This window comes from Streptomyces sp. L-9-10 (genome assembly GCF_004151105.1).
GTDB lineage: Bacteria > Actinomycetota > Actinomycetes > Streptomycetales > Streptomycetaceae > Streptomyces.
In genome coordinates this window covers 93,897-108,639 of record NZ_PHRF01000027.1, presented here as the reverse complement: position 1 = coordinate 108,639, position 14,743 = coordinate 93,897, and the positions used below count along the sequence as shown (strand labels likewise).

Here is a 14,743-nt window from a genome sequence, read left to right as displayed (position 1 = left end):
TTTTCCGGAGCTGTCACGGAAAGAGGGGACGCGCGCGGGGATCTGTTACGTCAACGGGCAGCGGCGGGCGGGCATATGGGCAGGAAGAGCTGTGATGGAACGTTCCTCACTCTTCTTCCTCCGGTTCACGCCGCGTTCACTGATGCGGTGGCAACTATAAGATTTATCTATCACCTGCTCAAGCGTCACCACGGCATGGCGCCGAGGCAGGTGAAGCGTTTCTGCGGCATTGTCACGCCGTGTAGGCATGCCCCGTGGGTGACAGAATGCGAGACCCGGGTACTGTGATCTGCGGCACAGCCGATGACCCGGAGACAGATCCTGCATTTCATGGGCATGACAGGTCGATATCACGCACATGATCCGCGGATTGCGGTCCTGGTAAGGCGTCCGATTACTGCCCCCTCGCGAGGTTCTTCGACTACGCAGTGTGTGGGGCAGCGGCTACGCGTAACTCGTTGCGCAGCGTGACCAGTTGACCCCCGGGAGGGAGGGCCAGTTAACTACCGGCCAGTCAACCTCACGGTCTGCCCCCCACGGCCAAGCCCTCGGTCAACCCCCCACCTCGATCCGGGAGACTTCATGCGGATGCCGGAATCCGTCGCGTCCATTGAGTTCTCGCTGCCTCAGTCGGTCATCGCCGTCAACCCCCTGCACCGCTCGTCGCCACGGCTGACGGCCGCCGCGGCACGGGCGGGTGCGCTCAGCGTGCTGGAGCTGACGACCGGTGACCCCAGGAGCGTCGCCGACACACTCGACCGCACCCTGCGCTGGTCGTCGCTCCCTTTCGGTGTGCGGATACGTCCCGGCTGCACCGTCACCGCGGCGGATCTGCCGGAGCCCGTGGACACCGTGCTGCTGGCGGACCCCGGGCGCACACCTGAGGAGTTCGCCGGCCGCCGGGTCCTCGTGGAGGTGACCGGTCTGGCGGGCGCGCGGGAGGCCGCGGGAGCCGGGGCGGCCGGGCTGATCGTGCGTGGCGCGGAGAGCGGTGGCAGGGCGGGCGAGCTGAGTACGTTCGTCCTGCTCCAGCAGGTGCTGGCGGACCCGGACATCACACTGCCGGTCTGGGCGTGCGGTGGCATCGGGCCGCACACGGCCGCCGCCGTCGTCGCGGGAGGCGCGGCGGGTGTCGTACTCGACACCCAGCTCGCGCTGTTCGACGAGGCGGGCCTGCCGGCGGAGCTCACCGGCGCGCTCACCGGACTCGACGGCTCGGAGACGGTGCTGCACCACGGGACGCGGGTGCTGCGCCGCCGTGGTCCCGGTGCCCCCGAACTCCCCCAGGATCCGGCCGAGTTCGCGGCCAGGGTGGGAAGCGACGATCTCCGCACACAGTTTCTGCCGGTGGGCCAGGACGCGTTTCTCGCGGCTTCCTTCGCCCGGCGCTGGAAGTCGGTGGGCGACGCGGTCCGGGGCGTCAGGGCGGCGATATCCGCCGCCGTCGAGGACGACCTGCCCGCCGCCGCGCTGGCCGCGGGATCGGCGGGCGCACGGGCACTCGGCACCGAATTCCCCATCGCCCAGGGGCCGATGACCCGGGTCAGCGACGAGCCGGCGTTCGCCGCCGCCGTCGCGGCCGGGGGCGGCCTGCCGTTCCTGGCGCTCGCGCTCGCGAACGCGGACCGCACCCGGACGATGCTGGAGCGCACCCGCGACGCCCTCGGCGACGCGCCCTGGGGCGTCGGTGTCCTCGGGTTCGCGGACGAGGAGATCAGGTCCGCGCAGCTGGAGGTGGTACGCGAGCTGAGGCCGACGCACGCGATCATCGCGGGCGGCAGGCCGGCCCAGGCCGCCGCGCTGGAGGCGGAGGGCATCGCCACCTTCCTGCATGTGCCCTCCCCGGGGCTGCTGCGACAGTTCCTCGCGGCCGGCGCGCGCCGGTTCATCTTCGAGGGCGCCGAGTGCGGCGGGCATGTCGGACCGCGCAACAGCTTCCCGCTGTGGGAGGCGCAGACCGAGGTCCTGCTCGACTTCGTGGCCGAGGCAGGCGACGAGGCCGCCGCCGAGCTGACCGTCCTGTTCGCCGGAGGCATCCACGACACCCGCTCGGCCGCGATGGCGGCGGCCCTCGCCGCCCCGCTGACCCGCGCGGGAGCCGCGTTCGGCGTGCTGATGGGCACCGCGTATCTCTTCACGGAGGAGGCGGTCGCGGCCGGTGCCATCCAGCCGCTCTTCCAGCGCAGCATCGTCGCCGCCGAGCGGACCGATCTGCTGGAGACCGCCCCCGGACACGCCACCCGCTGCGCCCACAGCGCCATCACCCAGGACTTCGCGCACCTCAAGGACGAACTGCGCGAACAGGGCGTGCCCGACCGGGAGATCTGGGAACAGCTGGAGCGGTTCAACGTCGGCAGGCTCCGGCTCGCCAGCAAGGGCATCGAGCGGGTCGGCGACGAACTGCGGCCGGTCGACGAGACGCGCCAGTCCGACGAGGGCATGTTCATGGCGGGGGAGGTCTGCGTCCTGCGTGAATCCGTCACCACCGTCGCGGCGCTCCACGAGTCCGTCGCCGAAGGGGCCGCCGGATGGCTGCGCTCCCGGGCCGCGGGACTGCGTACCGCACTCGGACTCGACCGGGTGGACGAGGACGCGGAGAGCGCCCCCGAACCGCTGCGGATCGCCGTGGTGGGCATGGCCGGCATGTTCCCCGGCGCCCCCGACCTCGCCGAGTTCTGGGCCAACATCCTGGCGGGCAAGGACTGCGTCACCGAAGTCCCGGCGCACCGCTGGGACGCGGAGCGGTACTACGCGCCCGACGGCGACGGCGAGCGCACCCCTTCGCGCTGGGGCGGATTCCTGCCCGAGATCCCCTTCGACCCGCTGCGCTACGGCATCCCGCCGGCCTCGCTGGCGAGCATCGAACCCGTACAGCTGCTCGCGCTGGAGGCGGCGCGGCGCGCGCTCGCCGACGCCGGGTACGACGGCGCGGACACCGATCACGCCCGTACCTCCGTGGTGTTCGGCGCGGAAGCGGGCAGCGATCTGTCCAACGCGACGACCCTGCGCACGGTGCTGCCCGGATACGTCGGCACCATCCCGTCCGCACTCGACGAGCAGCTGCCGCGGCTGACCGAGGACTCCTTCCCCGGGATGCTCGCCAATGTCATCGCGGGCCGGATCGCCAACCGGCTCGACCTCGGCGGCGCCAACTACACCGTGGACGCGGCCTGCGCGTCCTCGCTCACCGCCGTGGACGTGGCCTGCAAGGAACTGGTCACCGGCACCAGCGATCTGGTGCTCTGCGGCGGCGCCGACCTGCACAACGGCATCAACGACTATCTGCTGTTCTCCTCCGTGCACGCGCTCTCCCCGACCGGCCGCTCCGCCACCTTCGACGGCGCCGCCGACGGCATCGCGCTCGGCGAGGGGGTCGCCTGCGTGGCGCTCAAGCGGCTGGCCGACGCCGAGCGCGACGGCGACCGGATCTACGCCGTGATCGACGGCGTCGGCAGCGCCAGCGACGGCCGGGCGCTCGGCCTGACCGCGCCCCGCCCGGCGGGCCAGCGCTCCGCGCTCACCCGCGCCTACCGCAACGCCGGTGTGTCCCCCGCCGATGTCGGACTGATCGAGGCGCACGGCACCGGCACCGTCGTCGGCGACCGCACCGAACTCGCCACACTGACCGAGGTGTTCACCGAGGCGGGGGCCGAGCCGGCCGGCTGCGCGATCGGCTCGGTGAAGTCCCAGATCGGCCACACCAAGTGCGCGGCCGGACTGGCCGGACTGATCAAGACCACACTGGCGCTCTACCACGGGGTGAAGCCGCCCACCCTGCACGTGCGCCGGCCCAACGAGGCATGGGACGGCGCGAGCAGCCCGTTCGTCTTCCACACCGCCGCCCGTCCGTGGGCCGCGGAGCCCGCCGACCGTGTCGCGGGAGTAAGCGCTTTCGGATTCGGCGGCACCAATTTCCATGTCGTTCTACGCGCGTATGACCAGGCGCCACCTGCCCATACGCTGGACGCCTGGCCCGCGGAGCTGTTCACGTTCCGTGGCCGGGACGCCGCCGCGGCGCGCCGCGCGGCCCGCGCGCTGCTCGACCTGATCCAGCGCGGAGGCGACTGGCGGCTGCGCGACTACGCGCGCCACGCGGCCCACCGCGGCGACCAGGCGGCGGTACGCGGCGAGCCGGTACGGATCGCCGTGGTGGCCCCGAGCCTCGCGGCGCTGCCCGAACTGCTGCGCAGGGCCGCCGAAGGGGAGCGCGACCCGGAGGCCGGGCTCCATGTCTCCGACGACACCGCGCTCGACGGCACCGCGACCGGTGCCCCGGACAGCGACGGCGAGGGAGCCGGGAAGCTGGCCTTCCTCTTCCCGGGCCAGGGCAGCCAGCGCCCCGGCATGCTCGCCGAACTCTTCGTCGCCTTCCCCGAGTTGCAGCGCTACCTCCAGCTCGGCGCGCGCTGGGCGGACGCGCTCTACCCGCCGGCCGCCTTCGACGAGGAGACGAAGGCCGGCCAGCTGGCCCGGATCACCGACACCTCCGTCGCCCAGCCCGCGCTCGGTGTGGTCGAACTCGCCGCCGCGGAACTGCTCGCCTCGGTCGGCGTACGCCCCGCCATGGCCGCCGGTCACAGCTACGGCGAACTCGTCGCGCTCGGTGTGGCCGGGGCACTCGCGCCGCAGGACGTCCTCAGCGCGAGCGCCGCCCGCGCCGAGGCGATCCTCGCCCAGGTGGCGGACGGCGACGCCGGCACGATGGCGGCCGTCACCGCCACCGTCGAGCAGGTCGAGGAGGTACTGCGGCTGGCCGGTCTCGCCGAGGACGTCGTCGCCGCCAACCACAACGCGCCCCGGCAGACCGTCATCTCGGGTCCCACCGAGCCGATGGCCGCGGCCGTCGCCCATCTGCGGGACGCCGGCCACCCGGCGAAGCCGCTCCAGGTGGCCTGTGCCTTCCACAGCCCCCTGCTGGCCGGCGCGGGCGACGCCTTCGCCGACCGCCTGGAGTCCATGACCGTCTACCCGACCGCCTTCGACGTCTGGGCCAACCGCACGGCCGAGTTGTACCCGGCCGAGCCCGCGGCGATCCGGGCCGGCCTCGCCGCTCAGATCGGCGCGCCGGTCCGGTTCACCGAGCAGATCGAGGCCATGTACGCGGCGGGCGCCCGGGTCTTCGCCGAGGTAGGCCCCGGACGCGTACTGAGCAAGCTGGTCTCCGCCGTCCTGGGCGACCGCCCGCACCGTACGATCCCGCTCGACGGCGGCCGGGGCGCCGGACTGACCGGCTTCCTCACCGCCCTGGCCCAGCTCGCCGTCAGCGGAGCCGACGTCCGCGCCGGACGGCTCTTCCAGGGACGCGACGCGGTCGACCCCGAGACCGCCGTCCCCGGGCGCACCGCCGGCTGGACGGTGGACGGCCAGCTCGTCCGCCTCGCCGACGGCACCATTCCCCCCAACGCCCTGCACCCCGCCAGACCCGTTACGGAGCTGATCGTGCCGGAGAACTACGCCCCCCACGGCGCCGCGGCGTCCGGTCCCGACGCACTCGTCGCCGAATTCCTGCGCACCAGCCGGGACTTGGTGGCGGCGCAGCGAGACGTCATGCTGAGCTATCTGGGCGGCCCCGCGGCCGTCCCCGCGGACCGGCCTCTTGTCTACGCCGCCGCACCACAGCTGTCCGCCCCCGCCGCGCTGCCCGCGCCCGTCCCGGCGACCGCTGTCGTCACGGCCGCCGCCGCGGCCCCCGCTGCCGCTGCTCCGGTGCTGGATCGTGAGGCGGTGCTGGGTGCGGTGTTGGCGGTGGTGGCGGAGCGTACGGGTTATCCGGTGGACATGATTGAGCCTGATCTTGATCTGGAAGCGGATCTGAGTGTGGACTCGATCAAGCGGACGGAGATCGCGGGTGAGCTGGCGGTCAGGCTGGGTCTGCCGGTCGATGGCGGTGCGGAGCTGGACGGGCTGAGTGCCGCCCGTACGGCCGCCGGGATCGCCGGACTGCTCGCCGCGAAGGTCGCCGAACTGCCCGCGCACTCACCGGCCCCCGCGGTCGCGGCGCCCGCTGCCGCCGGTCCGGTGCTGGATCGTGAGGCGGTGCTGGGTGCGGTGTTGGCGGTGGTGGCGGAGCGTACGGGTTATCCGGTGGACATGATTGAGCCTGATCTTGATCTGGAAGCGGATCTGAGTGTGGACTCGATCAAGCGGACGGAGATCGCGGGTGAGCTGGCGGTCAGGCTGGGTCTGCCGGTCGACGGCGGTGCGGAGCTGGACGGGCTGAGCGCCGCCCGTACCGCCGCGGGCATCGCCGGACTGCTCACCACCCGGCTCGGCGGAGGGGAGACGACCTCCGGGACCAGTGACGCCCAGGCCGCGCCCGCCGCCGTATCCGCCTCGCCCGCCGGACCGGCGGCCGAGGTCGTGCCCCCGCAGCGGCTGGAGTTCACCGAGGCCGAACTGCCCGCCGTGACCGGGACCGTGGAGAGCGGCAGTACGGTGCTGATCCTGGGCGGCGGCGAGCTGGCCCCGGTCGTGGCCGAGCGGCTGCGCGCCGCCGGCGCCGAGCCCCGGCTCGTACCCACCGGAGAGCTGCCGGAGACCGGCGCCGACGCCGTGCTCTACCTGGACGCCCTCGACGCGGCCGAGGCGCCGCTGCCCGAGGCCTTCCCGCTCTTCCGGACCGTGCTGGCCGGCGCCCCGCGCCGACTGCTCGCCGTCGAGCGCAGGACCGAGGGCGCGGCCAGCGGGCTGCGCGGCTTCTTCCGCAGCGTCGACCGCGAATACCCCGACCTCGCCGCGACCCTGGTCGAGGTGGCGCCCGGCGCGGCACCGGACGCGGTCGCCGACGCGCTGGTCACCGAACTCGCCGCCACGGACCGGGAGCCGGTCGTCCTGACCGGCGGCGGCACCCGGCGCGCCCTGCGGCTGACCCTCACCGATCTGGGCGCGCTGGCCGCCACCGGCGCGGGCCCGGCCGGTGACGGGGTCGCCGAGGCCGAGGCGGCGGGGCTCGACCGTGACGCGGTCGTCCTGCTGGTCGGCGGAGCCCGTGGGATCACCGCGCGGTTCGCCCGTACGATCGCCTCCGTCAGCCGGTGCCGTATCGAACTGATGGGCCGCACACCGGTCCCCTCCGACACCGAGGACCCGGCGACCGCCGGAGCCACGGACCGCGCCGGGCTGCGGGCCGCCTTCCTCGCCTCCGGGCTGACCTCGCCCGCCGAGGTCGAGCGCCGGGTGTCCGCCACGCTCGCCGCGCGCGAGGTGCGCGACACCATCGCCGGACTGCGGGCGTACGGCAGCCAGGTCCGCTACCACTGCGTCGATGTGCTCGACGCGGAGGCGGTACGGGCGACGGTGAAGGACATCCACGCCGAGCACGGCAGGCTCGACGGTGTCGTCTACGCCGCCGGGGTCATCGAGGACAAGCTGATCGCCGAGAAGCCGGTCGAGTCGTTCCGCCGGGTGTTCTCCACCAAGGTGGGCGGGGCGCGCGCGGTGCTCGACGCGGTCGACTCGCTGCCCACCGGGCCGCGCTTCGCCGTACTGTTCGGCAGCATCGCCGCCGCGCTCGGCAACCGGGGCCAGTCCGACTACGCCGCCGCCAACGACGCGCTGGAGGAGCTGGGCCGCCGCTGGTCCACCGCGGACCGGCGCGGGCTGACCGTCCACTGGGGCCCCTGGGCGGCCTCCGAGACGAACGGCGGCATGGTCACCCCGGAGCTGATGCGGTCGTACGCGTCCCGCGGGATCAAGCTCATCGACCCGGAAGAGGGACCGCTGAGCCTGCTGCGTGAACTCGCCTGGGGCGCCCCCTCGGTGCACGCCGCGGTCTACACCGCCTCCGGCTGGTGACCGGGATGGATCCCCGGACGCCCGCCGGCTCCGCGACACCGGTGGCCATCGTCGGGATGGCCGCGTTCTTCCCCGGCGCGAGGGACCTGGACGGCTACTGGCACAACATCGTCAACGGGGTCGACGCGATCAGCGACGTACCGGCCGACCGCTGGGACGGCGAGTTCTACGCGCCCGACGGGCCCCGGCGCAGCGACCGGGTGTACTGCCGGCGCGGCGGATTCGTCGACCAGGAAGCCGAGTTCGATGTCACGCGGTTCGGCATCATGCCCACGTCCGTGGCGGGCACCGAGCCCGACCAGCTGATCGCGCTGGATGTCGCCCACCGGTCCATCGAGGACGCCGGCGGGGACCCCGTACTCCCCGTCGACCGGCAGCGCGCCGGGATCGTCCTCGGCCGGGGCGGGTATCTGACGCCCGGCCTGGTCAGGCTCGACCAGCGGGTGCGTACGGCGGGCCAGCTGGTCCGTACGCTCCGGGAGCTGGCGCCCGAGCTGGGCGAGGACAGGATCGAGGAGGTACGGGCGGCGTTCGCCGCGCAACTCGGACCGGAACAGCCGGAGTCGGCCATCGGGCTGGTGCCCAACCTGGCCGCCTCGCGCGTGGCCAACCGGCTCGATCTGCGCGGCCCCGCCTACACCGTGGACGCCGCCTGCGCGTCCTCGCTGGTGGCGGTCGACCACGCGGTCCGCGAACTGGCCGCCGGCCGGTGTGATGTCATGCTGGCCGGCGGTGTGCACCACTGCCACGACATCACCCTCTGGAGTGTGTTCAGCCAGCTCGGCGCGCTCTCGCCGAGCGAGCGGATCCGCCCGCTGCACGCCGGCGCGGACGGGGTGCTCATCGGCGAGGGCACCGGCATCGTGGTGCTCAAGCGGCTCGCCGACGCCGAGCGCGACGGCGACCGGGTCTACGCGGTGGTGTCCGGGACCGGAGTGGCCAGCGACGGCCGCTCCGCCAGCCTCTTCAACCCCGACCCCGGCGGCCAGATCCGCGCGGTGCGGCAAGCGTGGGACGCGGCGGGGCTCGACCCGCGCGCGGCCGACGCCCTGGGGCTGCTGGAGGCACACGGCACCGCCACCGTCGCCGGTGACCGCGCCGAACTGACCACGCTCGCCGAGGTGTTCGGACCGGCGGTGGGCGAGCGGGCGGCGATCGGCTCGGTGAAGTCCATGATCGGACACACCATGCCCGCCGCCGGGATCGCGGGGCTGATCAAGGCGGCGCTCGCGATCCACCACGGGGTGCTGCCCCCGACCCTGCACTGCGACGAGCCGAACCCGGCCCTGGACGGCACACGGTTCGCCCCCCTCGCGAAGGCCAGGCCCTGGGCGGAGCCGGCCACCGGCGCCCCGCGCCGGGCGGGCGTCAACGCCTTCGGCTTCGGCGGCATCAACGCCCATGTCGTCCTGGAGCAGCCGGGCACCGCCCCGGCCGCGCGGACAGCCCGTACGACGGTGACCGAGCCCGAGCGGGTGCTGCGGCTCGCCGCGGCGGGCCCCGCGGAGCTGGCCGCGCTGCTGGACGCCGACGACTCCACGGTCCTGGCGGCCGGGCTCGACGAGCGCGACCCGGCGGCAGCGGGCCCCGTCCGCCTCGGCATCGTCGACCCGACCGCGCGCCGGCTGAAGCTGGCACGCAAGGCCGTGAGCAAGGGCAACGCCTGGCGCGGACGCAGCGACGTGTGGTTCAGCCCGCGCCCGCTGCTGGGCCCGGCGGGCGGCGGGCGCACCGCGTTCGTCTTCCCCGGCCTCGAAGCGGAGTTCGAGCCCCAAGTGGCCGAACTCGCCGAGCGGTTCGGCCTTCCATGGTCGGCGGGCGAGGACGCCAGGGTCGGCGATGTGGGCCGGCACGGCGCCGCGGTGTTCCAGCTCGGCCGCGTCCTCGACACCGCGCTGCGCAGGCTCGCCGTCGTGCCCGACGCGGTCGCCGGGCACAGCGTGGGCGAGTGGACCGCCATGGCCTGCGGCGGCATCCACGCCGCCGACGAGGTGGACACCTTCCTCGCGGGCTTCGACCCGGACGCGCTGCGCGTCCCCGGCGCGGTCTTCGCCGTGCTCGGCATGCCCGCCGACAAGGTGCTGGCCGAGCTGGGCGGACGTACCGATGTGGTGCTCTCGCACGACAACGCGCCCAACCAGTCGATGATCTGCGGCCCGGAGGAGGCCGTCGGCGAACTTGTCCTGCGGTTCAGGGGCCAGGGGGTGATCGGGCAGGTGCTGCCGTTCCGCTCCGGCTTCCACACCCCGATGCTCGCGCCGTACCTCGATCCGATCCGGCGCGCGGCGGAGACGTACACCCTCCATCCGCAGACCACCCCGGTCTGGTCCGCGACGACCGCCGCGCTCTACCCGGCGGAACCGGCCGCCGTACGCGAGCTGTTCGTCCGGCATCTGCTCGAACCGGTGCGGTTCCGGCTCATGATCGCCGCGATGCACGAGGCGGGGTACCGCGCCTTCATCCAGCTGGGCGCCGGGCAGCTCGGCTCGCTCATCGACGACACCCTCGCGGGCGAGGACCGGCTCGTCGTCTCCGCCCACTCCACGGCCAGGGACAGTCTGGCGCAGCTGCGCCGGGTGGTCACCGCGCTCTGGGTGGACGGCGCCGCACCCGAGGTCGCGCCGCTGCTGGGGCCCGCGACCGCCACGGCGGCCCGTACGGCGACCACGTCCGCACGGCCGGTCCGGGCAGGCGTACGGCTGGATCTCGGCGGGGCGCTCGTCTCCCTGCCCGAACAGACCAGGAAGGCGCTGGCGGGGATCGTGCCCCGGCCCGTCACCCCCGCCGCCTCGCCCGCGCTCGCCGTCGCCGACGGCGGGGCGCTGGAGCTGCTCGGCCGGGCCGGCGCGCGCTTCCCGGTGGCGGCCGAACTCTCCGCGCTGCTCAACGACACCGCGGCCGTCGCGAACGAACTCATCGGCGCGGGCGCCGCGCACCGGCGTACCGCCCCGGCCCGCCGGGGACCGTCGACGGGCACGCCCGCTCCCGTCCCCGCTCCGGCCGCGGCGCCGGTCCCCGAGGTGCTGCGGGTGGACGTCGCCGCGATGCCGTATCTGCTCGACCACTGCTTCTTCCGGCAGCGCCCCGGATGGCCCGACGAGGCCGACCGCTGGCCGATCGTCCCCGCCACCACGGTCATCGGCCATCTCATGGAGATCGCCGAACGCGTTGTGCCCGGGACGCGGGCCGTCGCCGTGCACGAGGTGCGGCTGCTGAAGTGGATCGAGGCCATGCCGTCCGTCGACGTACCGGTGGTGGTACGGCGCCAGGCGCCCGACCGGGTCGAGGTCGGCCTGACCGGCTACTCCCGGGCGGTGGTCGAACTGGCCCCGCGCTACCCGGAACCGCCCGCGCCCTGGCCGGTGGACCCGGCCGCCGAGCGCACCCCCGGGCTGCGGGCCGAACAGCTCTACAGCGAACGGTGGATGTTCCACGGGCCGCGCTTCCAGGGCGTCAGCGAACTGACCGCCCTCGGCGATCTGTCGGTGCGGGGTGTCATCACCGCGCCGGACGCCCCCGGTGCCCTGCTGGACAACGTCGGGCAGCTCCTCGGTTACTGGATCATGGCGACGCTCACCGAGCGCACCACGGTCTTCCCGATCGGGATGGACCGGATCCGCTTCCACGGGCCGGAGCCGAAGCCGGGCGAACGGCTGGACTGCCTGATCCGTATCACCGAGGTCACCGACCTCACGCTCACCGCGGACATGCAGCTCGTCCACGAGGGCCGGGTCTGGGCGGAGTTCACCGGCTGGCAGGACCGGAGGTTCGACACCGACCCCAACATCCGCGCGGTGGACCGCTTCCCGGGCCGCAACACCCTCTCCACGGCCGAGCCCGAGGGCTGGACGAAGGTGCACGAGCGCTGGCCCGACCTGGCCACCCGCGAACTGATCATGCGCAACATGCTCGGGGGCGCGGAACGCGGGGGATACGACGGGCTGTCCCCCGTCCGCCGCCGCCAGTGGTTGCTCGGCAGGGTCGCCGCCAAGGACGCGGTCCGCGGACTGCTGTGGGGCGAGGGCGCGGACGAGATCTATCCGGCCGAGATCGCGATACACAACGACGACACGGGGCGGCCCGTCGCCCACGGTGTGCACGGACGCGTCCCCGGCGAGCTGACCGTGTCGATCGCGCACTGCCGGGAGACCGGCGTGGCCATCGCCCGGCGCGGCGCGTGCGGGATCGACATCGAGGAGATCACCGACCGGCCGAGGTCCGCCGTCGAGATGGCCTGCGACAGCGGTGAACTGGCCCTGCTGGACGGGCTGGTGGCGGCGGACCCGGACGGCGGACCCGGCTGGTTCACCCGGTTCTGGACGGCCAAGGAGGCCGTCGCCAAGGCACGCGGCACCGGTCTGCGCGGCCGGCCCGCCGACTACCGCGTGGAGGCGGCGGACGCGGGCAGGCTGCGCGTGGTGACCGAGGGCCGGGCGTACGGGGTGAGTGTGCGGCAGGTGGCCAATCCACCGGGACTGCCCGAGCGGCAGTACATCGTCGCCTGGACGACCGATGACAACGAGACAGGAGAGTCTGATGAGCACTGAGGCGATCGGGTTCATGACCACGGAGCCGCTGGACACCGATGATGCCGCTGTGCTGGCGGACATCACCCGGATGCTGCGCGAACTGCTGGAGGAGGATGGTCTCGACGACGCCGAGATCACCCGGGAGACCACCTTCCACGACGATCTCGAACTGGAGAGCATCGACCTGGTGACGCTCGCCGGTGTCCTGCGCGAGCACTACGGGGACCGGGTCAACCTCGCCCTGTTCATCGCCGATCTCGAACTCGACGAGATCATCGCCCTCACCGTCGGTGAGCTGGCCGACTATGTCGCGGCGTCGCTGCGCGCCGACGGGCAGGGCTGATCCGATGACCAAGATTCGTACCGGCGAGATCACCACGCATGTGCAGCGGCTGCCCGCCGCCACCCGGCCCGCCGACGGGGGTGAACCGGACGTCGTCGTCTTCGTGCACGGCCTGCTCACCGACAGCCTGGCCAGCTACTACTTCACCCTCGGCCCGGCCTTCGCCGCCGCGGGCTTCGACGTGATCATGTACGACCTGCGCGGCCACGGCCGCAGCGACCGGCCGGCCACCGGCTACCGGCTGGAGTCCTTCGTCGGCGACCTCGCCGGGTTGCTCGACGCGCTGGGCGAGACCCGCCGGGTGCATGTCGTCGGCAACTCCTTCGGCGGTACGGTGGCCGCCGGTCTCGCCGCGTGGCACCCCGACCGGGTCGCCACGGTCACCATGATCGAGTCCGAGCCGCCGGTCGCGGAGTGGACCCGGCACATGGCCGACGGACTCGCGGACGCCAAGCGCCAGCTCGCCCGCGAGGATGTCATCGGCTGGATCTCCGCCCATCACGGCGCGCACACCGCCCGGCTCTCCCGGGGCGCGAGCCGTATCCTGCGGGTCACCACCCTCGCCGAGGACATCCCGGCGGGCCACGTCATCGATGACGATCTCTCCGCGCTCGGCTGCCCGGTCCTGGCCATCTTCGGCGACGAGTCCGGGCTGAGCGCCCAAGTGGACTCCCTGGAAGCCAAGCTGGCGTCCTGCCGCACCGTGGTCCTCGCCGAGCAGGGGCACTCCGTACTCGTGGAGCGGACCGAGGAGACCCGGGACCTGATCCTGGAGTGGATACGGGATCACACACTCGCCGGGGCGGTGCGGTGACCCGCTTCCTGCTCGTCGTCCCGCCGCTGGTCGGGCATGTCAACCCGCTGGTCGGCGTGGCCGGTGAACTCGCCCGGCGGGGGCACCAGGTGGCGTGGGCCGGCCAGGCCGAGCAGATCCGCCGGCTCGCGGGCGCGGACGCCACGGTCTTCGACTGCGCCATGCCCGCCCATGGGCTGTCCAGGCCGCCGGAGCTGACCGGGCCCGCCGCCTTCCGCTTCCTGTGGGCGGAGTTCTTCGTTCCGCTGGCCGACATGATGGCGCAGGACGTCGAGGCCGCCATCGACGCCTTCCGGCCCGACGTCGTCCTCGGTGACCAGCACGCCGTGGCGGGCGCGCTCGTCGCCGAACGCAAGGGCATCCCCTACGTCACATCCGCGACCACCTCCGCCGAACTCATCGACCCACTGGCGGGGATGCCCAAGGTGGCCGCCTGGCTCGGTGATCTGCTGGGCGCGCTGCGCACCCGGATCGGCGACCAGGCGGCCACGGCCGACCCGCGGTTCTCCCCGTACGGTGTCATCGCCTTCACCGGTCGCGAACTGCTCGGTGACGCACCGCTGCCCTGGGAGCGGACGCATCTGGTCGGACCGGCCATCGCCCCCCGCGCCGACCACTCCGACTTCCCCTGGGAAGAGCTGGATCCCGGGCGTCCCACCGTGCTCGTCTCGCTCGGTACGGCCAACGCGGACGCGGGCGGCCGGTTCCTGGCGGAGGCGGTCACCGCGCTCGACGGGTTCGGGGACGCCGTACAGGGCGTCGTGGTCGACCCCGGCCATACGCTCTCCGCGGTTCCGCCGGGGGTGCTCGTGCGCGCCCATGTCCCCCAACTCGACCTGCTGGCACGGGTCGACGCCGTCGTCTGCCACGCCGGACACAACACCGTGTGCGAGTCGCTGTGGCACGGTCTGCCGCTCGTCCTCGCCCCCATCCGCGACGACCAGCCCATCGTCGCGCAACAGGTGGTCGACGCGGGCGCGGGGGTGCGGGTCCGCTTCAACCGGGTGAACGCCGCCCGGCTGGCCACGGCCGTCGAAACCGTACTGGACAGCGCGGGCGGCCACCGCGCGGCGGCCGAGGCGATCGGCCGGTCCTTCCGCGCGGCGGGCGGCCATGTCACCGCCGCCGACCACCTGGAGCGGATCGCGGCGCGGCGCGCGCCCGCGCCCGTCCCCGCGACCCACTGAACACCCCGCTCCCCACCGGCGAGCACCATTCACCCCCCACCGGGAACCCCCCTCCCGACCAGCGAACCCGGGACCA

5 protein-coding genes are annotated in these 14,743 nt (G+C 73.6%); all 5 read left to right on the top strand.

The features are described 5' to 3' along the window. Window positions 1–582: 582 nt before the first annotated feature. Genes CU044_RS06670 through CU044_RS06650 form a run of 5 tightly spaced genes read left to right on the top strand, consistent with a single transcriptional unit; the run spans window position 583 to window position 14,667 of the window. Window positions 583–7,794 (top strand): type I polyketide synthase, encoded by a 7,212-nt coding sequence (locus tag CU044_RS06670; RefSeq protein WP_129767511.1) that lies wholly within the window; start codon window positions 583–585, stop codon window positions 7,792–7,794. A gap of 5 nt (window positions 7,795–7,799) precedes the next feature. Beyond that, on the top strand, window positions 7,800–12,341 hold the full coding sequence (locus CU044_RS06665) for a type I polyketide synthase (RefSeq protein ID WP_129767510.1): 4,542 nt from the start codon (window positions 7,800–7,802) through the stop codon (window positions 12,339–12,341). After that, window positions 12,331–12,666, top strand: coding sequence for a phosphopantetheine-binding protein (locus tag CU044_RS06660; protein WP_205124054.1), 336 nt, complete (start codon window positions 12,331–12,333; stop codon window positions 12,664–12,666). The genes CU044_RS06665 and CU044_RS06660 overlap by 11 nt, the downstream gene beginning before the upstream one ends. Window positions 12,667–12,670: 4 nt before the next feature. Beyond that, the gene (locus tag CU044_RS06655; RefSeq protein ID WP_129767509.1) at window positions 12,671–13,480 is read left to right on the top strand and encodes an alpha/beta hydrolase; all 810 of its coding nucleotides are present in this window, start codon (window positions 12,671–12,673) and stop codon (window positions 13,478–13,480) included. Then, window positions 13,477–14,667 (top strand): glycosyltransferase, encoded by a 1,191-nt coding sequence (locus CU044_RS06650; protein WP_129767508.1) that lies wholly within the window; start codon window positions 13,477–13,479, stop codon window positions 14,665–14,667. Before CU044_RS06655 ends, CU044_RS06650 begins: the two co-directional genes overlap by 4 nt. The last annotated feature ends 76 nt before the right edge of the window (window positions 14,668–14,743 follow it).